The organism is Paenibacillus sp. FSL H7-0357 (genome assembly GCF_000758525.1).
Taxonomy (GTDB): domain Bacteria; phylum Bacillota; class Bacilli; order Paenibacillales; family Paenibacillaceae; genus Paenibacillus_AQ.
Genome location: NZ_CP009241.1, coordinates 3,361,659 through 3,386,179, shown reverse-complemented (window position 1 = coordinate 3,386,179; position 24,521 = coordinate 3,361,659). Strand labels below are relative to the sequence as shown.

Sequence of the window (24,521 nt, the reverse complement as noted above, 5' to 3'; positions counted from 1 at the left end):
ACTTCAAGTACCCAACGGGCACTCTAACTTTCTGCTCCCTGCCACTTACTCGTTATCACGGCCGGCTTCTCCGGGAAGCACGCCCTTACGAAACTGCAGGGGGGACACTCCTGTCTGCTTTTTGAACGAGGTGCTGAAATAATGCTGGGTCTCGTATCCTGAACGCTCTGCTACCTCATGGATGCTCATTTCCGTGGAATGCAGCAGCTGTGCCGCTTTGCGCACTCGAATCTGTGTCAGATACGTTCCAAAGGATTCGCCAAGCTCCTGCTTGAACAGGCGGCTGAGATAGACCGGAGAGGCTTGAAGAGAGCCCGCCATCGCCTCCAGGGTCAAGCCGTACTCACTGTAATGCTCAAGGATATATTGCTTCGCCCGGCGAACCAGCGGCGATAAAGGCTGCTCCTTGGCAAGCTCCGCTCTGCATTTACGGTATGAGGAGGCCAGCTCCTCAATCTCTCCTTCAACGGGCTGAATTCCCACTTCGACGGCGATTTTGAGATGACAGCGTACGGCAGCTTCGACTCCGGCCATTATACGCTCTCCCGCTTCATGCCAGAGAAGAATTACGATTAGTCCTGCCGCATCGCGAAAAATAACTTTCGGGTACGTCTCCAGCAGTTCGGCGGCAATATTCTCGATGGCGAAAAGAAACAGCTGGCGTTCCTTCTCCCCCATTCCCGAGGGGTGGGCTTCCCATCTCCAGCGGATGATGCCGATCAGTTCAGGACGCTCCAGCGGCAACTGCAGAAAATGCAGCTGCTCAAGGATTTCTTCCCGGGTCAGATTTCCGTCCAGCCATTCCTGGCAGAAGCGTTCACGCAGCAATGGAAAGTTTTTGCTAATCTGTTTGGAGGCCTGCTGCAAATGCTGGTTCCGCTCTCTCACCGCATTCAGTTCATCCCGGACACCCCGCAGCACCTGCATCAGCTGCTTTGGTTCGGCAGGCTTGAGAATATAATCATTCACCTGCAGCCTTATCGACTCCTGGGCAAAGACAAACTCGTCATGTCCGGTAATCACGATGATTTTGCAGCCGGGGAGCTGCTCCCTCAGCCGCTTCATCAGTTCAATTCCATGCATGATCGGCATATTCAAATCAACGAGTGCGATATGGACGGTATGATGAAGCGCAAGCTCAAGCGCCTCCTCACCGTCCTCCGCCTCCGCAACTACCTGCAGGCCAAGCCCTTCCCAGTCCACACATTGCTTAATTCCTTCACGGATGATGTCTTCATCATCGGCAATCATGACCTTCCAGTATTCCATATGCGCTTGCTCCCTCCATTCCATAATCAATCGCGGGGATACGCTTCACGAACGACAGGATGCCGGATCGTTGCAGCGGTTCCCTCACCTTGTCTGCTGTCGATGCGGAGTCCGTATGGCTGCCCGTAGGTCAGCCTAATCCGTGCCTGGACATTGAGAATGCCGTAGCCGCTCCCTGTGCTGCCGGGAAGCGGCTGTTCCGCTTCCGCAGCGTCACTGCTGCTCCCGACAGCCTCAAGCCGTTGGTTCAGGATGGAGAGCTGCGCTTCCGGAATACCTGCCCCGTCATCTGTAACTGTCAAGTACAAATCCCCCTCACGTTCTACCACCGAAATGGTGAGTTGACCCGGACCGCGCCGCTCTTTGATTCCGTGATAAATCGCGTTCTCTACCATCGGCTGAAGCAGCAGCTTAAGCACATAGAGCTCCCGGAGCCGCGGCTCCACCTCAATGCTATACGTCAGCTTGCTGCTGTAGCGGACCTGCTGGATCTTCAGATAACTGATGATATGCTCCAGCTCATCGGAGAGCGGGACAATGTCGCTGCCTTTGCTGAGTCCAAGGCGGAACAGCTTGGATAAAGACTGGACCACCTCGGCGATATCCTCCGCCCCCTTGCTGCGGGCCATCCAGTGGATCGTATCCAGCGTATTATATAAAAAATGCGGTTTGATATGCGCCTGTAGACTGCGCAGCTCCGCCTCCCGCTTCTGCCGGGCCTGCAGCTCCGTCAAGGAGAGCAGCCTGCTGATTTGGGCCAGCATACTGTTGAAGCTGCGGCCAAGCAGCCCGATTTCATCCGAGCGGTTGCCCCAGTAGCGGATCGTCAAATCGCCGGATTGCGCCTTGCTCATGAAGGAAGCGAGCTGGCCGATCGGGCGGGAAATCGAATACGCCAGATAAAAGGATGCCGTCATCCCCAGCATACAGACCACAAACACAAACGTTACGACATTAAACGTAATCTCCCGCACGCCATAAGCTGATTCCTCCATTGGAAAGACGCCCATTGTCGTCCATCCTGTAAAGGCAGAAGTCCTGTAGATCAACTGCAAATGGCGGCCGTCTACAGTCTCCGAGGTGATGCCGGAGGTTTCACTGAACAGGCCGGCCGGAATCTTTTGCATAAAAGGATGCTGCGGAGCATAGATCATTTCCCCGCTGTCATCCACTACCGTCAAATAACCGGTTTTGCCCAGCGTCACATCGCGCGCCGTCTCGGCAATGACCCGCAGCTTCAAATCGACCAGAACCACGCCCTGCACCACCTGCGTCTCCGGATCAACAATCGCTCTCACGGCGGATACCACTTCGCTTTCTTTATAATCAACATGGGACATGACTGCGCGCCCATAAGGATGTCCGACAATTTTGAATATCCCTTTATTATCAACAGCCTCCTTGTACCATGCTTCATTAGTCACACGGGTTTCGGGGCGGGCATACATTTCATTACTGATGAAATTGCCTTCACGGTTGACCAGCATAATTCCGGCAATTTCAGAGCTAAGCGTAGTAAAGCCCTGCAGAAACTTGCGGATATTGTACTCTGCCGATTCTCCGCTTGTGCCTGCTTCCTTCAACCGCGTTTCCGCCTTCTCGGTGCCATCCAGAAAAGCCTGCACCCCCGGATCAAAAGAAATCAGGTAGGTTATCTTCTGCAGATTCTCCACATCATTTTCCAGCGCCGTATTGACCTTGCCGATCAGCTGCATCGTATTCTCGTTGCTCTGCTCTTCGATAATCCGGTCCACCGTCCAGCCAATCAGCAATCCTAGCCCGATCGAAGGCAGAATGCTGATCAATAAAAAATGGATGATCAGCTTATACCGGATCGGCAGATTGTTAAACTTCAGCTTCTCCATCGTCAAGCCGCTCTTCCGCATAAGACAATCCCCCCCGCATCAGCCTGCTTCTATTTGGCATAATAGTTGTCCACATTGGCCCGGGTCACCACATCAATGCCGGTGTCTACCGTATCGGGCACAGGAATAGGCTTGTTATTGGCGTAGGCGGCAGGGTCCTCATCCAGATCACGGTGTAAATGAAACAGCTCCGTAAGCGACCAGTAGCCCATATTCCAGGTACCTTGCGCCATCGTGGCGGCGATTCTGCCTTCTTTAACAAGATCAAGTGTGCCTTTATCCGTATCGAAGCTGATGATCTTGAGTAATGATCCGGCTCCCTGCTTCATTTCCACCGCCTCGGCTACTCCTATTCCCCCATTGGACTCCGTAGCAAAGATACCTGTAAGCTCCGGGTATTCCGCTACCAGCTGTTCCGCCGCTTCCCTGGAAGCCACCTGATCGCCGCGTCCATCCTTGATTGCTACCAGCTTCATCTCAGGGAATTCGCTGCGGATGGTGACGCTGAAGCCGTCCGTACGCTCCTGATGATTATGCTGCTCCGGGGTCGTAATAATCGCCACCTCCCCTTTGCCGCCGGTGAGCTGGGCCATCTTCCGCGCTGCTTCAACTCCGGCATTGTAGTTGTTAGTGCCAAGGAAAGAGTAGGCCTTGCTGTCCGGTGCTCCCGAGTCAAACAGCACGACGGGGATGCCGCTGTCCACGGCCTTATTGATCGTCGCTGTGAGCAGCTCGGAATTGACTGCCGAAATGGCAATTCCCGCCGGTTTTTTGGCTATCATTTGCTCCAATACTGTCATTTGCTCATTGGCATCATGCTGGGTCGAGCCATGGTATTCGACGGAGACGTTCAGCTCCTCCGCAGCATCTTCGAAGCCCTTCAGTACGCTTTTCCAATAATCAATTCCACTTTGAAAGGTAACCATCACATATTTATCTTCTATATTGCCGCGCAGACCGGCTGTCTCCCATGGATCCGCAGCGTCAGCCTGCAGCTTGTAATTCAGCACATAAACGAGAAAAATACCGATTAACAGCACATATACCATCCACAGCTTTTTCAAAATGTAACCCCTTTCACAAAAGAACAAGGTAGCACAGCTATTGCCATGATACCTTGTTTAATAAGAGATGGGAATCCCTCAGAACAACAAATCTTGTGAATAATTCTCGCCCTCCAGCAGATCGTACTCTACCATACGGTAGTCATCCAGCAGCTGCTGCTGTTCAGGAGTAAAAGCTGTCAGTACACCGTTGGAACCGATCAGCACCTGCTTGCTCAGACCGGGCATCTCATCCTGCACTTTCCCCAGAAGTTTGTAGTACGGGGGCATAGGCTGACCCGAAAGTCTAAAGACTGTAGGACCCAGAAAGGCCGGGCTGAGAGTGTTCAGCGGCTCTTTGCCAATATCAAAATTCGCCAGCATCACCAGCTTTGTCTCGTGCTTGAGCCTTGGCTCGCTGTCCCAGCCGGCATCCGTGTATATTCCGGCCGACAAGGCCGGCAAATGATCACCCCAGAAGACGGCAATCGTAGGACGATCAAGAGTTAGCAGCTCCTGCTGCAGATACGCCAGCGCCTCATCGGTCAGCTTGGTATTCTGTGTGTAGGTTTCAAGCTCGTCTTTATAGGACGGTGAAGTGCCTTCAACGGATATCGTATTCGGTCCATTGTGCCCCTTCGTAAACGGAAAATGATTCTGCATGGTCACCAGATGCAAAAACGCCGGGTCAGAGGACGCCTTCAGCTCCCGCAAAGCCTCCTGTACAGCCGCCTTATCGGAAATGTATCCCTCCGGTGTGATGCGTTCGGCATTGTCCAGATCCTTCTCGCTGGTAAAAGCGTCAAATCCGAGAATCGGGTACACGCGGTTGCGGTTGTAGAACGTCTCGTCATACGGATGCAGCGCCAGCGCCCGGTAGCCACGCTCCTTCAGAATGCTTACAATTGAAGGCAGCGAGGACATTTTCACTATTTTTTGCTGATATGGAATGGAACCGTCCTTAAGAAAATACATGGACATCCCTGTCAACGCTTCAAATTCTATATTTGCCGTATTGCCGCCAAACTCAGGAGAGAGCAGGAAACCGGAGGGTGTGGCAGATTCTTCCCCATGGATAAACTTAAGCGGATCTTCACTAAAGGAGAGCCCCGGCAGACGGGTAGGATCAAAGAAGGCTTCGTCCATCATGAACAGGATGTTCGGCTGCTGTGTTGCCTGTACGTTCGGAACCGGATCCGGCAGCTTGCTGTATTTGGCGGCGATCTCCTCTATCGCTCTGCGGCTGTAGCCCTCAGGCTCTTCGATCAGGCTCTGGCGCAAATTGCCGGCAAAGGCAAATAAGAGACCGTTCTGTTTGTAATTCACCTTCTGGTTCCAGAAAATGTTCTGATATTTCATCGAAACAGCCAAAGAAGACTGATGGGCGACCATCGAAACAAATCCGGTTATCATCGCCACCGAAAGCACGGCAAAGAGCATTCTCAGCGGCAGGGATACCTTAATCTTCGGCAGTTTGAAGAGCAGCCAGACCACAGCGGCAATAAGCAGAACAGCAGCTGCCAGTGCAAGCGGTGGAATCATGCCTTTGGTTATATGGCTCATCTCCCCGGCATTTTTGAGCAGCATCAAATCCCAGGGAAACAGCGGTTCTCCGGTGGTGGACAATTTCTTGTAATCGACAATACCCAGCAGGATGCATAACACAGCGGCCACCGCAGATCCGGCGTAGACGCTCGGCAATATCATAGAAAATACCAGCAGGAGAAAGAAAAAGAACAGGCCTCCGGCTAAATACAACCAGTAATATTCTCCGATCCAGCTGAAAACACTCATCGCATCCATATTTAATGAAGCGGCTTGCATGAAGAAATTCAGAGCAAAGCCGCATAACAGCAGAGCGAGCAGCAGGAAACCCAATCTTTTGGAAGGTAAAAAATATCGCATATAAAATTCACTCCTAACTATACTAAACGTGTAGTATACGCCATTTAGCTTAAAGCTGCATTAAAAGAACGCACAAAAAAAGCCCCACAAAAGTGAGGCTTGGCTTTACTTCCCATTTGAGACCTTAGCACCGCACACATCAGTTAGATGCACCCGGGTTGTTCAGCTATGAATCTCTACTCCCTATTTCACGTACAGACGGCTGGTTTCTTCCCAGAATTCGCCCGGCTTCAGGCCGAACAATCCGATCTCATCGGCAGGAAGATCCACCTTCGGGGCATTCACCAGGTTAATCTGCGGCTCCGGACAGAAGAATCCTTCTGTAGCGCCATTGTTCCAGATCATCCATTGCTTGTAGGAGGTTCCGACATCATACACGAGCGTAACGCCGGACTTGCTGTCCGTCAGTTCCATCCGGTTGCGGCCGTTTTGCGGTACAGCGGTGTAATGGTTGTCCATCGGCGCAAAGAACGGATTGACTCCTTCATCACGTAACGCGATTTCGTCTGCCGTCAACTCCTGGAAAGCGCCGGTGGGCAGCATACGATCACTCAACTCCCAACGCTCGCCAATGGTTGCCTTCACACGGTAATCCTGAGGCGAGCTGTCCGGTGCAAACGGCGCATTGATCGCCGTGTGGAAGGCCAGCAGGCAAGGCATCAGCTCGCCGCCGTCATTGTGGACCAGCAGTTGCTGGGACAGCCCGGTTGCTTCGCCCAGCGTGTAGCGCAGCTTGACCGTATATTTGAACGGCAGGTATTGATAGGACGGGTGATTCTCGTCTACCTTGATCGCCACCGTAACGAAGCTTTCGCTTTTACCGCTGCCGAATTCTTCAACTTCCCACGCAGCCGTATGTAAAAATCCGTGCAGATGGTTGCCTGTTGCAGCCTCATTCACCGGAAACTTGTAGGTTTGTCCATTCCATGGAAATCCCCCATCTTCATAACGATTCGGAGGAAACAGTACAGGTATGCCGTGAATTCCAGGGCTGGCTTTAAAGGCCTCCATCTCTGACGCGCCCGGCTCATGCAGGAAACGGTAACCGTTTTCGGTATCACGGAAGCAAATCAGATTGCCGCCGATGCCCGGCAGGATAGCTGCCTCGTAACGTCCCGCTTTCAGCCAGACTGCAGCCTCTCCTTCATATTGTCCTTCGAATGCAGTAATCGACATGATAACTTTATTCTCCCTTCCATATGTTCGAAATGACTATCTCCTAAATAGATTACCACATCTGCCCAGAAGGGAACATGTCATTTTTACAACTGTTCCACTTCTACGCTCATTACATGTTCAATTTTCTTCACATCATAATAAATTTCCGTCGCATAATCCTGATCAGGCGCAGACAGCACCATGTCAATCAGTTGCCTGCCGTCATCCAGATCCTTGATCTTCATCCGCCGGATCGTCCGTCCCGGTCTTCTCGTCTTTCGCTGATCGGTCATTTGACGTCCCTCGATCTTCTGGATCACCTCGGTCAGCACATAATTGGGCTCCATTATGATCTTGACGGAAATCTCATGCTTGTTCAGCACCTGTGGTCCAACGGCTTTGATCAGCAGCGGCACAGCATTGACGGCAAACATCAGCAGCACAACTGCATACCCCGCTTCCACATAAAAGCCTGCTCCAACCGCGATGCCAATCCCCGAGGCCGTCCAGATCAGCGCCGCCGAAGTTAATCCGGAAATCGCGTCTCCGCCTCTGCGCAGGATTACACCCGCGCCTAAAAATCCGATCCCGCTGACAATCTGCGCCGCCAGGCGCATCGGGTCCATGTTGGGGTGGTCCGTTCCCCCGAACTTGTCATAAGCATGGATCGAGACAAGCGTCACTAAACAGCTTGCGATACTGATGACCATACTGGTCCGAATCCCCAGCGGCTTTTGTTTTAATTGCCTGTCGATACCGATGAACAGCCCGAACAGCATGGCCACAAGCAGCTTTACTATCGATTCCGTGTGCAGATCAATCTCCATAGCTCCTCCTAAAAGTATATTTATGAATAAACAGATAGAATCAGTATACCTGAAAACAACATGAAAGCTATGCTTTATTTATAGCAAGATAACCTCATAAAACATTTAAATCTTAATGAACAAGAAGAAACGGCATCCCCGGCCTTTTGCGTCAGCGATGCAGCCCTCTCGGGCTGAGCCTATGACAAGGAACGGATTCCGTTTCTTCTGAGGAAGAGCTATTCAATTCATAATATGCTTGGCTGCCCGTGGTTAGAAGAGATCAGCCATGCAGCAGCGACTCGGCTCCGTCACAATAAATCTCTGTTCCCGTAATATGATCCGAATCGGCGGATGCCAGAAACAGGGCAAGTTTGGCCACCTGATCAGGTCGTCCGGGACCTTCCTCCAGCGGCTGCCCGCCGTCCGGAAAGTTCACCTCGATCTGCACTTCTTTGAGATCGTCGGAAGGATACGTATTGTCATCAATATTCGTCTTGATCGCCCCCGGACAGATGGCATTCACACGAATTTTGTATTGGGCCAGCTCCAGTGCAGCCATCTTCATAAAAGCCACCTGACCGGCCTTCGTCGTGCTGTAGGCAGAGAAACCTATATTAGAGAACACGCGGTTACCGTTAATCGAGCTGTTGATCAGTATGCTGCCTCCGTTCTCTTTCAAATGCGGAATTGCATATTTGACAGTGGCAAAGGTTCCACGGAGGTTGATATGAATCGTCTGATCCCAGGACTCAATATCCATCGTTTCAATCGGAGTCATCGCTCCGTTTATCCCGGCATTGGCGAACACAACATCAAGCCGCCCCCACTTTGCGGCCGCTTGCTTCACCGCCGCTTCCACCTGCTGCGGTTCGGCAATGTTACATTCAATGACGACGGCTTCCCCGCCTTCCTGATTCACCTGACGTACAACCTTCTCGGCATTTTCAACCGTCCGGTCGAGCAGTACCACCTTTGCTCCGTTTCTGGCGAACTCCAGCACCGATGCTCTTCCGATCCCGGAACCGCCTCCAGTAACAATAGCTACCTTGCCTTTCAGCTTCTGGTCTGTCATATTAGCCAATCCTCCCAATCTAGATCATCTGTATACGCTTACCGGTTAAGTTCTTTCCTTAACTTTTACCTCGCATACAGGGGAGTGAATCGGCAACTCTAATTTCATTAATCTTCAGTCAGTCTCCCTGGCGCAAATGAATGATCAAAGCACTCAGGCCGGCCTCGCGGATGCCTTCTGCCACCAGCTGCGACAGCATGCGGGCACCCAGGATCTGAAAATGGGTGTTGTCCTGCACTCCCGCAGGATGTTTGAGGAACTCCCCGGGATAACTCCACATGAACAGCTCTTTGCAGCCTTCCGGTCCAAAATCAAAGTGATAACTTCCCATGCTTAAGCACACCTTTCCTGCTCTCTCCAGAGCAGATCATACTTTTACTCAACCCTTCAGTCCGCTGGTACTGATGCCATCCACTATCTGCTTCTGGAAGATAAAGAATATCAGCATAACCGGCGTGAGACTGAGCACAGACATCGCGAACATCGGCCCCCAATTGGAAACAGATTCACTGTCGAGAAACATTTTGAGACCCATGGATACTGTGTATTTGGATGGAGAGTTCAAATACAGCACAGGCCCGAGCAAATCCTCCCAGCGCCAGTAGAAGGAGAAGATTGCTGCAGTCGCCATAGAAGGCCGGATCAGTGGCAGAATAATCTTGTAATACAATCTGAATTTACCGCAGCCGTCAATCGTCGCCGCCTCGTCCAGCTCTGCGGGAATCGTGCGGATGAACTGCAGCATCAGGAAGATAAAAAACGGGACACCGAAAAATTGCGGAATTACAATCGGTCTGATGCTGTCCAGCCAATTCAGCTTCGTATAAATTATATATTGCGGCACCAGCACTACATCCGAGGGCAGCATCAGCGTCATCATCATGATCCCGAACCACAGGCCATGGCCGGCAAATTTGTTGCGGGCGAATCCGAAGGCAACCAGTGAGGAAGAGAACACCGCACCAAAAGTAGCCACAATGACGATAACGAATGAGTTCTTGATAAAGACGCCGAACGAATATCCTGCGACCCCTTCCCAGCCTTTGGCGTAGTTCCCCCACTCCCAGGGATGCGGAAGCAGCTGCTGCGCCGTGACGAACACCAAACGGCTCTCCTTAAAGGAGCTCATGATCATCCATACAATCGGGTACAGCATGATGATGGCGAGTCCGCCGATAAGCAGGTGATAGATCGGCCATTTCATTTTATACTTCGCCATGGCTCATTTCCCTCCTCCCGATTCATAGAAAACCCATGATCTGGATGTTTTGAACAGAATTCCAGTCATAATTCCGACGAGCAGGAGCATCACCCAGGCCATAGCCGACGCATAGCCCATATTGTTGAACATAAATGCCTGGCGGAACAAATACAGGGAATAAAGCATGGTTCCGTCCATCGGCCCTCCTTCGCCTTTGGAAATAATGTAGGCTGGCACAAATGTCATAAATGCGCTGATCGTCTGCATAACCAGATTGAATAGAATCACTGAACTAAGCAGCGGCAGCGTTATTTTGAAGAACTTGCGGAAGAAGCTTGCACCGTCTACACTGGCGGCTTCATACATTTCACCGGAAATATTTTTTAGACCGGCCAGAAAGATCAGCATCGAGGAACCGAATTGCCAGACCGATAAGGTAATCAGCATTATGAGCGCGGCACCCGGATCTCCGAACCAGCTCACGGGCCCAAGTCCGAAAAATCCCAGCAGGCCGTTGATAATTCCGGTATCGCTAAAGATGTTGCGCCACATAATTGAGACAGCCACACTGCCGCCGATGATGGAGGGCAAGTAATAAACGGTCCGGTAGGCCCCCACCATTCGCGACTTTGTATTGAGGATCATCGCCACAAACAGGGCAAATCCCAACCGCAGCGGGACACCGATGAACACGTACATCAAGGTGACTTTCAGGGAATGCAGGTACTTGGGATCACCTGTAAACATCTTAGTATAATTGTCCAGCCCCACCCATTGAGGGGGGGCGAACAGATTATATTTGGTAAAGGACAGATACAAGGAAATGATCATAGGAACCAGTGTGAAGCTCAGGAAACCAATAATAAAAGGACTGATAAATGCGTATCCTGTCAGGTTTTTGCGCAGCCTCTGCCCTAGCGGTTTCTTCGCTCTATAGACGGGAGGTTGTGCGGTAAGGGGATGGCTGGAAGGCAAGGTTCTCCAACTCCAATCTTTTTAGAATTCACAGTACGGCGGGGTTTGCCTTAACGGTTCGCGAGAATTTCATTCGCTTCCTTACGGAACCGGGCAGCGGCAGCATCTGACTTAATCTGGCCGAAGTTCATTTGCTCGGCAAGGTCGGTCAGCAGGGCCACCACTTCCGGCGATCCCACCGGCGGGCTCATTGGCGAAGTCTTCGGCTCCATGTCCGCTACGAACTGGAAGACCTGTTTGCCGGAATCTGTCAGTTCAGTGGACAGTGATTCTTTGATTTTGCTGGAAATCGGCACGCCGCGTTCACCTTTGATCAGCTTGTTCGCTTCGGCATTGTTGATCCAGAAATCAATGAATTTCGCCGCTTCTTCTTTAGCCTTGGAGTTGGCTGTGATCGACCAGTACATGCTTGGCTGCATATACAGCCCTTTTTCCATATCCGGCCCAGGCATTTGCGCCAGCGCCATCGGACGGTTCACAGCAATTTGCAGGGCCACATACTGGTTCGACCACTGCCAGACCCCGATCCCCGTTCCTTTGACCACATCCGTCTCTTCAATAACCCCTTTATTCTGGCTCAGCTTATCCTGGGAAGGTACAGCACCTTTGACAATCAAATCAGAGAGCATTCCGAAAAAGTCACTGAACATTGCATCATCTTCATAACCCAGTGCAGAACCGTCCGTGTTGTAGAGTGACACTCCTTTGGTGCGCAGATAGTAGTTGAAAAAGACATCCGCCGCCATCGAGGTGTCTATATACAACCCGGCGTCTTTGCTCTTGAGTGCAATTTCCTTATAATCGTCCCAAGTCCAGTTCTCAGGAATGCTGTCTACACCGGCTTTCTTGAGCAGTGCCGGATCGTATTGGAAACCAAGAACATTGACACCCAGCGGAATGCCGTACTGTTTGCTGTCAATTTTACCGGTCGCAAGCACATTCTCATTCACGTCTCCGACCTGAATCGATTGGTTTAAGTAGGCGCCCATATCCTCCAGCTGACCGTTCGTTCCATATTGATTAATATAGGAAATATCCATTTGCACAATATCGGGCAAGCGGTTTGCCGCTGCCTGAGGAGCCAGCTTCTTCCAGTAATCATCAAAGGACGCATATTCCGGTTCAATCGTAACGTTCGGATTCTGCTCTTCATACATATCGATCACTTGCTGAGTATACGAATGACGGGTGTCTCCGCCCCACCAGGCAATACGCAAGGTTACAGGCTCCGCTGAGGTTGTAGCTGCCGGCTTGTTATTTGCTCCTGCTGTCGCTTCCGAATTGGTTGCGGTGGCTGTAGTGTTATTGTTTCCTCCGCAGCCGGCAAGCATGGACATCAGCATGGGTACCGCCAATAAGGCAAATCTCTTTTTCAATTTCAGTTCTCCCCTTTTCGCAAATGGATTAAGAAGGACCCACTTCAATGGTAACGCTTCCATATGTAAATTCTCTCAAATTCAGCAGCATACTTGAATACAAAAAACCGTTCTCTTTGTTCAATAATCAGCTTCCTTGCGGCTTCATAAAGTCTGTAGGGGTCTGGCCGGTCACTTTTTTAAACACCTGGCTGAAATATTGGGCATTCCCGCCGAACCCGAACATTTCCGCCAGCTCAAATACCTTAACGTCACCGCTACGCATAATATGCTCTGAAGCTTTTGTGATCCGGTAATTAGTCACATAGTTGGAGAATTTTTCGCCGGTGATTTTTTTGAATATTTTCCCCAGGTAATCCGGATTCATATATAACATTTTTGCGGCCACTGAACCAAGCGAGAGCTCCGCATTCCAGTAATCGGTTTCGATGATGTGCAGCATTTTATCTACGATGGAGGATTGGCGGGTGACGAAATGCCGTTCGTACATGGCCGTCAGCCGGCAGGCCGCCTCTTTCACATAATCCTTAAGACTGCCGAGGGTACGCAGCTCTGCCAGCTCCGCAAGCCCTGAAGTAAAGGCGCCTCTCTCCTCCGGCATACACAGTCTGATCATTGCCGAATACAGCTGCAGCACATAGGAACGGGTCACATTGATATCAAACCGCTCTGCCGATAATATGCCGAATAAGCGATCCAGTTCACTTTCCACCGCATGCCGGTCGCCAGCCTTGATAAGCAGACATATTTGCTCCTCCTGCAGATCAATCTCATTCCGCCCGCTGAGCTCATCTTCAAGAATGTCACTTCCCGTAATCAGGCTGCCTTCTTCCAGATAAAAACGATGGTTCATGCACTGCAGTGTCTGCCGGTACAGGCTGCGGGAGTGGTTCATCTGTCCCTCGTCACTGACCGCAATCGTCGGATATATTTTATAAAAAGTATTAAAAATCTCCTTCACCTCTGAGATCCGCTCCAGCAGACCCGGCTGGTCACTGCCATCCTCCGGCTGCTCCACCAGGATTAATAGATGGTTGCCGATGGTAGTGCTGAGAAGCACCTCATGAAGCATATCCTGGGCGATATTTTGCAGCGCGAACAAATGCTCATATTCACAGCCATCCTCCAGCCGGAACAGGATCAGCCTGACTGATTTATCATCCAGCGTGAGGCCAAACAGCTCCTGATAATAATCCAGGTCACGGCTTCCATAGGTTTTGTTGGAGATCCATTCCTTAAGAAATTGCTCTTTGACATGCGGCAGCACCTTCTTCAGACGCTCTTTCATGTCACCCACAAACTGCTCCCGTCTCTTGATCTCATCCAATTCCAACGTCAATTCGCTCAGCGCTTCATGTATCTGCCGCTCGTTGCACGGCTTCAACAGATAATGCTTGACCCCGTGCTGCATAGCGCTGCAGGCATAATCAAAATCCTTATAGCCGGTCAACATAATGAATTTCACCTGCGGAAAGCGCTCACTGCACTGCTCTACCAGCTTCAGGCCATCCAGACCGGGCATGGAAATATCGGTGATCACGATCTCCGGCTTAAGCCGCTCCATTTGAGCCAGCGCTTCAATGCCGTTGCGGGCTGTTCCAGCCAGCACTGTACCTGCCTTCTCCCAATCCACCACCTGTGAGATCCCTTCCAGGATCAGCCGTTCATCGTCGACCAACAGCAATTTATACATCGCCATGCTCCCCTTTCAAATAAGGAATAAGTACATGAATAACCGTACCCATCCCCGGCTGACTTTCAATTTCAGTTCCCCACTCCCCGCCAAAAACCAGCTGTACACGTTCCTTGATATTCGCCAGCCCGATTCCCTCACCCCGGGTCTGAATCCGGCCCTGCTGCAGATCACGAATAAATTGATCCGTCATACCGGGTCCATTGTCAGCTACCCTAAGATCCAGCCCGTTTGAAGTACGGCTCACAGAAATCGTAATCATGCAGGGTTCAATATTTGGTTCCAGCGCGTAACGGATGGCGTTCTCCACCAGCGGCTGCAGGGTCAGCTTGGGAATCAGCGCATCCTGCAGATCGGCAGGAATGTCCATTCTGAAGTCCAGCCGCTCCTCAAAACGCGTTCGTTGAATCGTGACATAACTCCTCACAATACTGAGCTCCTTCTCCAGTGTGATCAGCGGGTCTTTCAGCCCTATCGAGCTGCGGAGCAGGTAACCCAGCGCCTCCACCATCTCTGAAATCTGCTCCTGCTTGTTCACCTTGGCCAGCCAGTTAATCGATTCCAAAGTGTTGTATAGGAAATGCGGATTTATCTGCGCCTGGAGCGCCTTCAGCTCTGTTTCCCGGATCACCAGCTGCTTGGCGTAGTTCTCATCAATCAGTTCTCTGATCCGGCGGATCATCATTTTGAACGTACGGTTGAGCTGGCTTACTTCATCCTGGGCATTGCGCGAGACAAGTCCCAGCGACTGCTCCTCCAGATTGTCCAAGTCGCCTTTTTCGATCCGTCTCATCTTCTCCGTCAGCTTCGAAATCGGCCGTGCGATGCTTCGGGCGAGACGATAGCCAAGCAGCAGCCCAAGCAGGAGAATACAGGCAAATACGATGACGACCATTCTTTTGAGAATAGTGATCTGTTTGAACATTTCATTGAACGGTGTCGCGTTAATATAAGTCCAATCCATATAGGAGGACTCCGTCTTAGCAATGAAATACGTGCCTTGAGCGTAGCTGCCGGTCCGGTAAGGTTCAGGCCGTCCCACTTCCACTGCCAGCTCGCGCGGTGTAAGCAGCGGCTCTGCGGGATAGATTGAGCGGTTGCTGGCCGTATCAACTACAATCAGCTGCCCTTCGCCCGAGGCCATATTCGTGCTGTCGGCAACGATCCGTTCTACCCGGATGCGGATAACCAGCGTCCCCAGATGATCCAGTGTAAAAGTAGAGCCTGTATAAGACTTGATCTGGCGTACGGCAAGCAGCGAGTTTTTGCTGCCCTGGGTGTACCAGACGTTGCTTCCTCCACCCTCTACAGCCAGCTGCTTCAGCTGATCCTGCAGGGACTGCGATACTCCTTCCCGGTTGCCGGCTGTCATCACACCGTCATTTGCATCCATCAGCATCATGGAATACACATACTTCTCCGCACCCGCAAAAGCCACCAGCCGGTTAATAATCTTGTTATGCAGCACCAGCCGCTCATAGGGTGTGGGATAATCCAGCAGCTTGCGCAGACAATCCTGGATCTGTTCATCCGAGCCGACCGCAAAGGACAGCTGCTCCAGCTCCTTAAGCTCACTTTCTATGCTTACTGCCGACATACCAAGGACTTCAGATGACTTTTCATAAATTTGCCGGTCGTAGATCCGGTACACGTACTGAAGAAATATAAGAGAAAACAGAAACGACAACAGCAGTAAGAAGGAAATGAGCAGAATCATTTTGTTAAAGATCCCCGAATTCCTGTAAGCGCTTTTATTATTTCTCAAGTACATTTCTCTTTTCAATCCGCCTTTCCGTATCATTTATAAGGCCAGTTCGCTTCATGGACATTATTATCATAAACGAATGACACGGTTATGGAAATATAAACCAAAAAGACCTGAATAGCAGTTCCATGAGAAACTGCATATCCAAGTCTATAGGGTGATGATTATAAAAGCGTATTTAAGTAGAGCACATATTATCCCAGCATCATCCGGTCATCCGCCAGCTTATGTCCGCTGATGGTTTCGAATTCACCAAGCAGCCGTTCGACGGTCAGATCTTTTTTCCGCTCTGCATCAATGTCCAGGATAATAGTCCCTTTATCCATCATGATCAGCCGGTTGCCCAGCCGGATGGCCTGCTCCATGTTATGGGTAACCATCAGCGTAGTGAGCTTCATCTCACGGACAATCGATTCCGTCAGTTTCGTAATCAGCTCCGCGCGGGCCGGGTCAAGGGCTGCAGTATGCTCGTCCAGCAGCAGAATCTGCGGCTGGGTAAAGGTCGCCATCAGCAGGCTGAGCGCCTGTCTCTCTCCGCCGGACAGCAGGCCCACTTGGGCGCGCAGCCGGTTCTCCAGCCCGATGCCGAGGCGGCTCAGCTGTTCACGGAACAGCACCCGTCTGGCGCTGCTGACTCCGAAGGTCAGACCGCGGTTTTGGCCCCGTTTGAAAGCCATCGCCAGGTTCTCCTCAATCGTCATATGCGGGGCCGTACCGGCCATCGGATCCTGAAAGACCCGTCCGATCCAGCGGGCGCGCTGATACTCAGGCAAATGGCTGATCGAGCTGCCTTCGATCCGTGCTTCCCCCAGATCCGGCTTCATTACCCCGGAGATCACGTTCATCAAAGTGGATTTACCTGCCCCGTTGCTTCCGATAATCGTAACGAAATCGCCGGCTTGAAGGTGAAGGTCGATGCCCAGCAACGCAATCTTCTCATCAGGGCTGCCGGGATTAAACAGCTTGGATACATTATCAAGCTTTAGCATCGGCTGTTCCCCCTTTCTTGCTTCTTAGCGCCAGCGCCGCTAGTTCAGCACTTCTTCTGCGGGCTGTTCTCTTCTGCTTCATATACCGCTGAAGCGACGGGAACAACAGGGCAATAATGACGATAACTGCCGTAATCAGCTTCAAGTCGGAGGCCTTCAGCCACGGAACCCGCAAGGCGAGCGCTACAACTATCCGGTAAACGATCGAGCCCAGCACAACGGCCAGCGTAGCCCGGAACACATTTCTGGCGCCAAAAATCGCCTCTCCAATAATTACCGAAGCCAGTCCGATAACAATCATCCCAATACCCATGGTTGAATCGGCAAAAGAGGAAGACTGAGCGATTAGTGCTCCCGAGAGCGCCACTAAGCCATTCGACAGGCTGATGCCGAGAATAGTCGTTGTATCTGTGTTTACACCGAAGCTGCGGATCATTCTTGAATTGTCGCCTGTGGCCCGCAGGGCCAGGCCAAGGTCTGTGCGCAGAAACAGATCCATCAGCAGTTTAACAGCAACCACAATAAACGGCATGACCAGCAAAGGATTTATTGAACTAAGCAGGGTGTCTTCGCCCATGATCGAAACGTTGGGCTTATCTAATATCCGTAAATTAATGGAATAAAGAGCTATCATCATCAGGATCCCGGACAGCAATCCGTTAATTTTGCCTTTTGTATGCAGCAGGCCCGTGCACATGCCGGCTGCCATACCGCCAGCCATTGCACAGAATGTAGCCAGCCAAGGGGAATAGCCCTGAGTAATCATCACTGCGGCGATCGCCCCGCCAGTTGTAAAGCTTCCGTCTACAGTTAAATCCGGAAAGTCAAGAATCCGAAAAGTTATATATACCCCCAAAGCCATAAAAGCGTACAGCAAGCCCGATTCCAAGGCTCCCATTATTGAATCATACATAGGTGACTTCCTCCCTCAAGCGGCAAGGGGCGTTCTTCTCGAATCGCCCCGTCATAATATCTGAACTTATTGAATGATGTTGTTGGTCTGGTCAGCGACTTCGGCTTTCATGGCATCTGTAACTTCAATGCCCTGCGCCTCTGCAGCCTTCAGGTTAAGTATAAGGTCCAGCTTCTCCTGCATGGTTACTTTCATGTCGCCTGGGCTTGTGCCGTTCTTCAGCACCTCCACAGCCATTTCACCAACCTGATAGCCGTGGTCATAATATTTGAAACCGACAGTGGCAAAAGCGCCCTTCTCTACCGTATCACGGTCAGCGGAGAAGAACGGAAGCTTCTTCTCATTCGCGGTTTGGATGATCGTATCTACAGCACTTACCACTGAATTGTCCAGCGTAATGTAGAATGCGTCTACACGTCCGACAAGCGATTCAGCCGCCTGCTTCACTTCAGAAGTATTCGTGACTGCAGCCTTCACCAGCTCAATGCCGTGTTTGTCGAGCTCTTCCTTGGCGATTCCCGCCATAACTACAGCATTCGGCTCGCCCTCATTAATGACAAGACCCAGTTTCTTCACCTTGGGGAACTGTGCCGCAATGAATTGCATCAGCCGGGTGATTGCCTCCGGATTGGTATCGGAAGCACCGGAGACATTGCCGCCCGGGTGTTCCAGATCGGTTACAAGTCTGGCATCCAGCGGATCTGTAACAGCGGCGAACAATACCGGTGTATCCTTATCTACCTTCTGCACAATTGATTGAGCCGAAGGAGTGGCAATCGCGAGCACGAGATCGTTTTTGTCGCCTGCAATCTTCTGTGCGATGGACAGGTTGTTGGCTTGATCGGCCTGTGCGTTCTGGAGATCCACCTTCAGGTTCTCGCCTTCAATAAGTCCGGCATCCTTAAGTGCGGCCATGAAGCCTTCGCGTGTCGCATCCAGCGACGGATGTTCTACGTATTGGGAGATGGCAATGCTGTAGGATTCTTTGCTGCCTGCATCTGCAGGAGCAGCCGTGGCATTTGCCGGTTTGTTAGCAGCTTTTTCCGTATTCACCGCAGCATTGTTGTTCGATCCGCAACCCGAAGCTACAAGCATCAGACACAAGCTTAATCCTACCCAAATGTTCTTTTTTTTCATCATATAACCCCTTTTCTTTTACGGTATCAGCGCGTGCATCAAAGTGAGCGACTCAGCACTATCGCTTTCATCTTTAAAAGCGTTAAAGCGAAAGCTCACACTAACCTCACATAAAATACAGCCAATCTATTAAACATAATATTATATGGCGGTCCTTTATCCGTCAATGACTTATCAGCTCTCCAATTTATTCTTGCAAGATCAGGAAGCTTAGCCAAGATGTTCACTCCTTCTGACCCTACAAGAAAAGCTTCGTTTGATGTCATTTCGGGGATGTCGTCGAATCCTTCCTTAGAGGATGCTTTTCTTGCAAGATCAGGAAGCTAAGCCAAGATGTTCACTCCCCCTGATCTTATAAAAAAAATCTCCTTGCGCAAACTGAACTTACAGTCTGAACATGGAGTGTGTCCGATGACATTTACTTATCCAACTAAAACATTCACGAAAACTGCTGTGATCCTTGCCATTGTTATGTCCACCAGCGCATGCGGGTATTACAAAAACGAGGCAAAACCAAAAGTCAATTCGGTGACACCTGCCGGCACTTTTGCGGGCAGCTATTATGAGAAATCCCATGTCACCGACAAGCAGGGAAAGTTCTGGATTCCGCTGAAACCCGCCGCTGCCTCAATCGGCTACCGGATGAAGGATGACACCGCCAGCGGAGGTTATGCCAAGCTCGGCTATACGGATGTGATGTACATGCTGCGCCCGAACTCTACTCAGGTCTTTTCACTGGGGGAAAAAATCACCCTGCCTGACGCGCCGGTGCGCCGTGACGGTCAAATCTATATCACTCCTACAGCTTTGTCCAAGCTGCTGCAAACCGAGGTGGGCTGGAACCCCACCAGCGGTGAGATCAATATCGCTTTACCGTCAGACAAGGAAGTCCTTAGTAATACTGAAAAAACCGGTAACTCCAATATGGCCAAACCGCTGCGCATCCAGAGCGCTTCGAGCGTAGATACCGGTCAACTAGTCGCCTTTGCCAAAAGATTTCTGGGTGTACCTTACGATTTTGGCGCCGGTTCTTATGAGGATACCGGACGTTTCGACTGCTCCTCCTTCACAAGGCATGTATTTAAAAGGTTTGGCGTGGATCTGCCCCGGCTGGCTAAAGACCAGGACAACATCGGCAGACGGGTAAGCCGCAGTGAGCTGCAGGCCGGAGATCTGATTTTTTTCACCGTGCCAGGACGTTTTGACAGTGACGCCATACCGGGGCATGTAGGTATTTATATCGGCGACGGAAAGTTCATCCATACCTGGGGTGATCCCGGTGTACAGATCAGCGAACTGGACAGCGGATATTGGAGCAACGTGATACTGCATATGCAGCGCGTGCTGTAACCACATAGCTGCTTAGGCTGCTGAAGTAAAGAAGAGCCTGGTCTTCTGCTAAAGAAGACCAAGCTCTTTTTTACATTTTAAATCAACTGATGTGATCCGGTTTCACTAGTCCCAACCTTTGCCTTTGCCGCTCAGCCGGACAAACAGCTTCACCAGTTCAACTAAAACAACGATGGACACGGCTGCCCCGCAGACAATCCACCACTGCAAACCGTTCAGATGCTGTACACCAAACCAATCGTTCAGACCCGGAATAATGATGACCAGCACCAGCAGCAGTCCGGAAATCACCGACGCGCCCAGCATATATTTGTTGCTGAACAAGCCGATCTGGAACAGAGATTTCGTATTGGATCTGACGTTGAAGGCATGTGTAATTTGAAGCAGACCAAGGGTGGCAAAAGCCATCGTAACGGCGACACCCTCATCATAATGGGTATGCGCCCAGTAATAGACGAGCAGCGTCAGTGCCGCTTCGATGATCCCCTGATAGACAATCCCTGCCCCCACACCACCGGAAAAAATACTGCTGCTGGACTTTCGAGGTTTCTTCGTCATTACATCTTCCCCGGCTTTTTCCAGCCCCAGTGCCAGCGCAGGCAGCGTATCCGTCACCAGGTTGATCCAGAGGATGTGGATAGGCTCAAGAATCCGCCAGCCGATCATTGTGGCGATGAACAAGGTCAGCACTTCCCCAAGGTTGGCGGAGAGCAGGAACTGGATGGCTTTGCGGATATTGCTGTATACCTTCCGTCCTTCCTCCACCGCAACTACAATGGTCGTGAAGTTATCGTCGGCCAGCACCATGTCGGATACGCCTTTCGCGACATCCGTTCCCGTAATCCCCATGCCCACACCGATATCCGCTGACTTCAAAGCCGGTGCATCGTTCACCCCGTCTCCAGTCATAGCGACGATCTTGCCCTTTTTTCTCCACGCTTTGACGATCCTTACCTTATGCTCCGGAGAAACACGGGCATATACGGAATAGTCCTCGACCCTATTGGCAAAATCCGCCTCGCTGATCTTATCCAGTTCGCGTCCGGTCAATACACTCTTGTCGTCATCGATGATACCCAGCCGTTTGGCGATAGCCGCAGCAGTGTCCCTGTGGTCTCCGGTAATCATGACCGGACGGATCCCCGCCTTGCGGCAGACCGCTACAGCGTCGCGCACTTCATCGCGGGGAGGATCAATCATCCCGACGAGGCCGATAAATACCAGATCCTTCTCTGTTGTGTCCGGTGAAGGTTTGTCTGGAAGCTCTGCATAATCACGGTAGGCAAAAGCCAGCACCCGCAGCGCTTCGTCGGCAAGGGCCTTATTGCTTGCAGTAATCTTGCGGGAATGCTCCTCTGTGAGCGGAATGAGCTCCCCGGCCTCATAAATATGGCTGCACTTGGAAAGCAGCACATCGGGAGCACCTTTCGTAAGCCCGCGGAACTTCCCTGCCTCCACCTGATGAATCGTTGTCATCAGCTTGCGGTCCGAGTCAAAGGGCAGCTCGCTTTTCCGGGGATACTGCTTCTCCAGCTCCCGCTTGTCAGTGCCGATGCTCAGCGCATAGTCCACAAGGGCTGTCTCCGTGGGATCCCCGATAATCGCTTTGCCGCTTTTGGTCCCGCTGGCTTTATCCCCCTTTGTGTTCTCTGAACCTTGCTTGCCGGTAGTGCTGCCTTCGTCAATGCTGGAATCATTACACAGCGTCATCGCCTGCAGCAGCAGCTCACCGCCCGGAGTTTCCTTGAGCTGTTCGGTCGCCTCAATAGTTGCTCCATTGGCGTACAGCTTCTCGACAGTCATTTTGTTGAGTGTCAATGTTCCTGTTTTGTCGGAGCAGATAATTTCAGTGCTACCGAGCGTCTCCACCGCAGGCAGCTTGCGGATAATCGCTTTGCGTCCGGCCATGCGCTGAACGCCAAGCGCCAGAATGATCGTTACGATCGCCGGCAGTCCTTCAGGAATCGCCGCAACCGCCAGTGAGATCGAGGTGAGCAGCATATCCAGCATTTCTCTGCCCTGGAGCAATCCTACGGCAAAAATGACTACACACACACCCAGAATAATATAGGTGAAGTATTTTCCCAGTTCATCCAGCTTTTTCTGCAGCGGAGTGACATCTGTTTCTTCCTCTGCGATAAAGCCGGCAATTCTTCCGACCTCAGTCTTCATCCCCGTGGCGGTAACGACGCCAACAGCTCTTCCGTACGTGACGCTGCTGCTCATATATGCCATATTTGTCCGGTCGCCTATTACGAGATCTGTCCCCTCCAGTTTGTCGGCATGCTTATCCGAAGGCAGCGACTCACCGGTTAACGCAGCTTCCTCCGTCTGAAGTGATGCTGTTTCCAGCAGCCTGACATCGGCAGGTACGACATTGCCTGCTTCCAGCAGGACAATATCACCGGGCACAAGCTCCTCACTCTTGATCTCCGTCACCTGACCACCGCGGCGGACCCGGGCATGCGGCGAAGACATGCTTTTCAGCGCTTCCAGGGCCTGTTCTGCCTTATTTTCCTGGATGACTCCAAGCACCGCATTCAATATAACAACCAGCAGGATGATGATTGTATCCGTCCATTCCCCAAGAATACCCGACAGCACCGCGGCCGCCAGCAGAATAAAGATCATTACATTTTTGAACTGCTCAATAAATTTGGCCAGCAGTGACTTTGGCTTTGCCTCCTGCAGCATATTTTTCCCGTACCGTTCCAGCAGCTGCGCCGCCTGTTCTGAAGTTAATCCCTCTTCTCTTGTCTCCAGCCGTTTCAGGACTTCCTCTTTCTCCAGCAGATGAAACGGCTGTTGATCTTGTTGATTTGCAGAGTTCGAATTCAAGCTGTCAGCTCCTCCCATGTTATAAAGTGGTGTATAGCAAATCACTTATATGGAGTTTTACCCAAAATTAACCGCGGAATTCTGAAAATTTAAGGACATTTTTCAAAGCTTGCTCAGAAACATCTGCAAACAACGACGATCAGCCTTCAGTATTTTGAAAACCGGGATGCTCAAAGCCCTTAAACCTGGTTCCCTGATATACAAGCTCCCCCCGGTCTCCTTCAACAATCAATCCAAAGGCCTTATTTGGTACCTGCAGTTCGACGCGGCGTCCATCTTGAAACTCAAAAGTTACATAGTAGCTCGTGTGGGCCCCGGAGTCGCCTGATCCGCCCCAGACCTGTGTCCGTTTGGTCACGGCCGCAGCGTACGCGGAGACCAAGGGACTGGCATTATTGCTACTCCAGATGCCGATGGCTTTGATGATAAAAAAGATAAAAAAACCAATCACCAGCAAAAAAATCAGCTTAAAAAAGAAAGGCATTCCATAAATAAAACTCCAAAAAAAACTGCCCTGCGGAAATTGCCCAAAACCGCTAATAAAGCTCTGTCCGTTCAAATCCATCTCTCCTCTTTCAAAAAAAATATTAAAAGTACGATTTACTTTAAAATACGCTTTATTTCTCCATCAGTTTCAGTTTTTCAGCCTTGTAAAATGAAAAAAGAGCTGATTTGAATTTGGCCCGGCACAAGAACGTATGTTATGCTTTATATACAAGATACAGTAAGGAGGTGATCTCATGAGGGCATATCTAGCGTATTTTTCCTACTCAAAACTGCTTCGGGCCGCATTTATTCCGATTCTTCTGTTTACCCTGATAGCAGGAGCCATCAGTGCTTTCAGCACTGTGAAGGATGAAGGGGAGACCCACAAATTTGAACGCTATGAGCATAAAATGGCGACGCCAGTTCGTGCACATTCAACACCTATTAAATTTGTACCCGCTGTCCGCTTACCGCATCATGGGATCACTCCGGTAGTTCTGCCGGAACCTCCCGTACCTGTACTTGTGGTTTCGCTTTCCCCAATTATTTACATTACGCTGAAGCGGCTGCTGCTGCAACCGCTTAGATATACTTCAAATTTGGTGCATCGCCCCATTTAACGGCAGAAATAGAAATGCATATTTACTCTCACAGAAGAACAATCTTAAGACATATCA

Annotated in this window: 20 protein-coding genes; 2 read left to right on the top strand and 18 right to left on the bottom strand. The window is 51.0% G+C overall.

All coding sequences use genetic code 11. From position 1 onward, the window contains the following. Window positions 1–45 precede the first annotated feature (45 nt). The 16 genes from H70357_RS14605 to H70357_RS14530 form a co-directional block, all read right to left on the bottom strand. On the bottom strand, window positions 46–1,269 hold the full coding sequence (locus H70357_RS14605) for a response regulator (RefSeq protein ID WP_038590659.1): 1,224 nt from the start codon (window positions 1,267–1,269) through the stop codon (window positions 46–48). A 26-nt stretch (window positions 1,270–1,295) separates the two neighbouring features. Continuing rightward, window positions 1,296–3,155, bottom strand: coding sequence for a cache domain-containing sensor histidine kinase (locus H70357_RS14600; protein ID WP_038590657.1), 1,860 nt, complete (start codon window positions 3,153–3,155; stop codon window positions 1,296–1,298). 29 nt (window positions 3,156–3,184) lie between these two features. After that, window positions 3,185–4,198, bottom strand: coding sequence for a substrate-binding domain-containing protein (locus H70357_RS14595; protein ID WP_038590655.1), 1,014 nt, complete (start codon window positions 4,196–4,198; stop codon window positions 3,185–3,187). A 78-nt stretch (window positions 4,199–4,276) separates the two neighbouring features. Beyond that, window positions 4,277–6,082: an LTA synthase family protein gene (locus H70357_RS14590; protein WP_038590652.1), complete on the bottom strand. Its 1,806-nt coding sequence runs from the start codon at window positions 6,080–6,082 to the stop codon at window positions 4,277–4,279. Between the two features lie 183 nt (window positions 6,083–6,265). Continuing rightward, window positions 6,266–7,258 (bottom strand): aldose 1-epimerase, encoded by a 993-nt coding sequence (locus H70357_RS14585; protein WP_038590647.1) that lies wholly within the window; start codon window positions 7,256–7,258, stop codon window positions 6,266–6,268. Between the two features lie 86 nt (window positions 7,259–7,344). Next, window positions 7,345–8,067 carry an MgtC/SapB family protein gene (locus H70357_RS14580; RefSeq protein WP_038590644.1) on the bottom strand — a complete coding sequence of 241 codons (723 nt, stop codon included), beginning with the start codon at window positions 8,065–8,067 and terminating at the stop codon, window positions 7,345–7,347. A 262-nt stretch (window positions 8,068–8,329) separates the two neighbouring features. Beyond that, window positions 8,330–9,121, bottom strand: a complete 792-nt coding sequence (locus H70357_RS14575) for an SDR family oxidoreductase (RefSeq protein ID WP_038590641.1) — start codon at window positions 9,119–9,121, stop codon at window positions 8,330–8,332. Window positions 9,122–9,239: 118 nt separating this feature from the next. Further along, window positions 9,240–9,452, bottom strand: coding sequence for a hypothetical protein (locus H70357_RS14570; RefSeq protein ID WP_038590637.1), 213 nt, complete (start codon window positions 9,450–9,452; stop codon window positions 9,240–9,242). A 48-nt stretch (window positions 9,453–9,500) separates the two neighbouring features. Continuing rightward, window positions 9,501–10,340 (bottom strand): carbohydrate ABC transporter permease, encoded by an 840-nt coding sequence (locus H70357_RS14565; RefSeq protein ID WP_038590635.1) that lies wholly within the window; start codon window positions 10,338–10,340, stop codon window positions 9,501–9,503. A 3-nt stretch (window positions 10,341–10,343) separates the two neighbouring features. Next, a complete protein-coding gene (locus H70357_RS14560; protein WP_038599556.1) occupies window positions 10,344–11,228 on the bottom strand; it encodes a carbohydrate ABC transporter permease in 885 nt (294 codons plus the stop codon). A gap of 119 nt (window positions 11,229–11,347) precedes the next feature. Further along, the gene (locus H70357_RS14555; RefSeq protein ID WP_197073714.1) at window positions 11,348–12,628 is read right to left on the bottom strand and encodes an extracellular solute-binding protein; all 1,281 of its coding nucleotides are present in this window, start codon (window positions 12,626–12,628) and stop codon (window positions 11,348–11,350) included. 172 nt (window positions 12,629–12,800) lie between these two features. Beyond that, complete coding sequence (locus tag H70357_RS14550) at window positions 12,801–14,366, bottom strand: response regulator (RefSeq protein ID WP_038590630.1); 1,566 nt, start codon at window positions 14,364–14,366, stop codon at window positions 12,801–12,803. After that, entirely contained in the window at window positions 14,359–16,137 is a 1,779-nt protein-coding gene (locus H70357_RS14545; RefSeq protein WP_038590628.1) for a sensor histidine kinase, read from the bottom strand. The genes H70357_RS14550 and H70357_RS14545 overlap by 8 nt, the downstream gene beginning before the upstream one ends. Window positions 16,138–16,325: 188 nt before the next feature. Next, window positions 16,326–17,120 (bottom strand): ABC transporter ATP-binding protein, encoded by a 795-nt coding sequence (locus H70357_RS14540; RefSeq protein WP_038590625.1) that lies wholly within the window; start codon window positions 17,118–17,120, stop codon window positions 16,326–16,328. After that, window positions 17,107–18,033 carry an ABC transporter permease gene (locus H70357_RS14535; RefSeq protein ID WP_038590622.1) on the bottom strand — a complete coding sequence of 309 codons (927 nt, stop codon included), beginning with the start codon at window positions 18,031–18,033 and terminating at the stop codon, window positions 17,107–17,109. Before H70357_RS14535 ends, H70357_RS14540 begins: the two co-directional genes overlap by 14 nt. Window positions 18,034–18,099: 66 nt before the next feature. Continuing rightward, window positions 18,100–19,170 (bottom strand): ABC transporter substrate-binding protein, encoded by a 1,071-nt coding sequence (locus H70357_RS14530; RefSeq protein WP_038590619.1) that lies wholly within the window; start codon window positions 19,168–19,170, stop codon window positions 18,100–18,102. Window positions 19,171–19,581: 411 nt separating this feature from the next. Between H70357_RS14530 and H70357_RS14525 the strand changes: the two genes are divergently transcribed. Next, the gene (locus H70357_RS14525; protein WP_038590616.1) at window positions 19,582–20,520 is read left to right on the top strand and encodes a C40 family peptidase; all 939 of its coding nucleotides are present in this window, start codon (window positions 19,582–19,584) and stop codon (window positions 20,518–20,520) included. Window positions 20,521–20,625: 105 nt separating this feature from the next. Here H70357_RS14525 and H70357_RS14520 read toward each other — a convergent pair whose 3' ends face one another. Together H70357_RS14520 and H70357_RS14515 are read right to left on the bottom strand one after the other, a co-directional pair. Beyond that, window positions 20,626–23,358: a calcium-translocating P-type ATPase, SERCA-type gene (locus tag H70357_RS14520; RefSeq protein ID WP_038590612.1), complete on the bottom strand. Its 2,733-nt coding sequence runs from the start codon at window positions 23,356–23,358 to the stop codon at window positions 20,626–20,628. Window positions 23,359–23,497: 139 nt separating this feature from the next. Further along, entirely contained in the window at window positions 23,498–23,917 is a 420-nt protein-coding gene (locus H70357_RS14515) for a DUF2500 domain-containing protein (protein WP_231578430.1), read from the bottom strand. Window positions 23,918–24,098: 181 nt separating this feature from the next. Between H70357_RS14515 and H70357_RS14510 the strand changes: the two genes are divergently transcribed. Continuing rightward, window positions 24,099–24,464, top strand: a complete 366-nt coding sequence (locus H70357_RS14510) for a hypothetical protein (protein ID WP_038590609.1) — start codon at window positions 24,099–24,101, stop codon at window positions 24,462–24,464. Window positions 24,465–24,521: the final 57 nt, after the last annotated feature.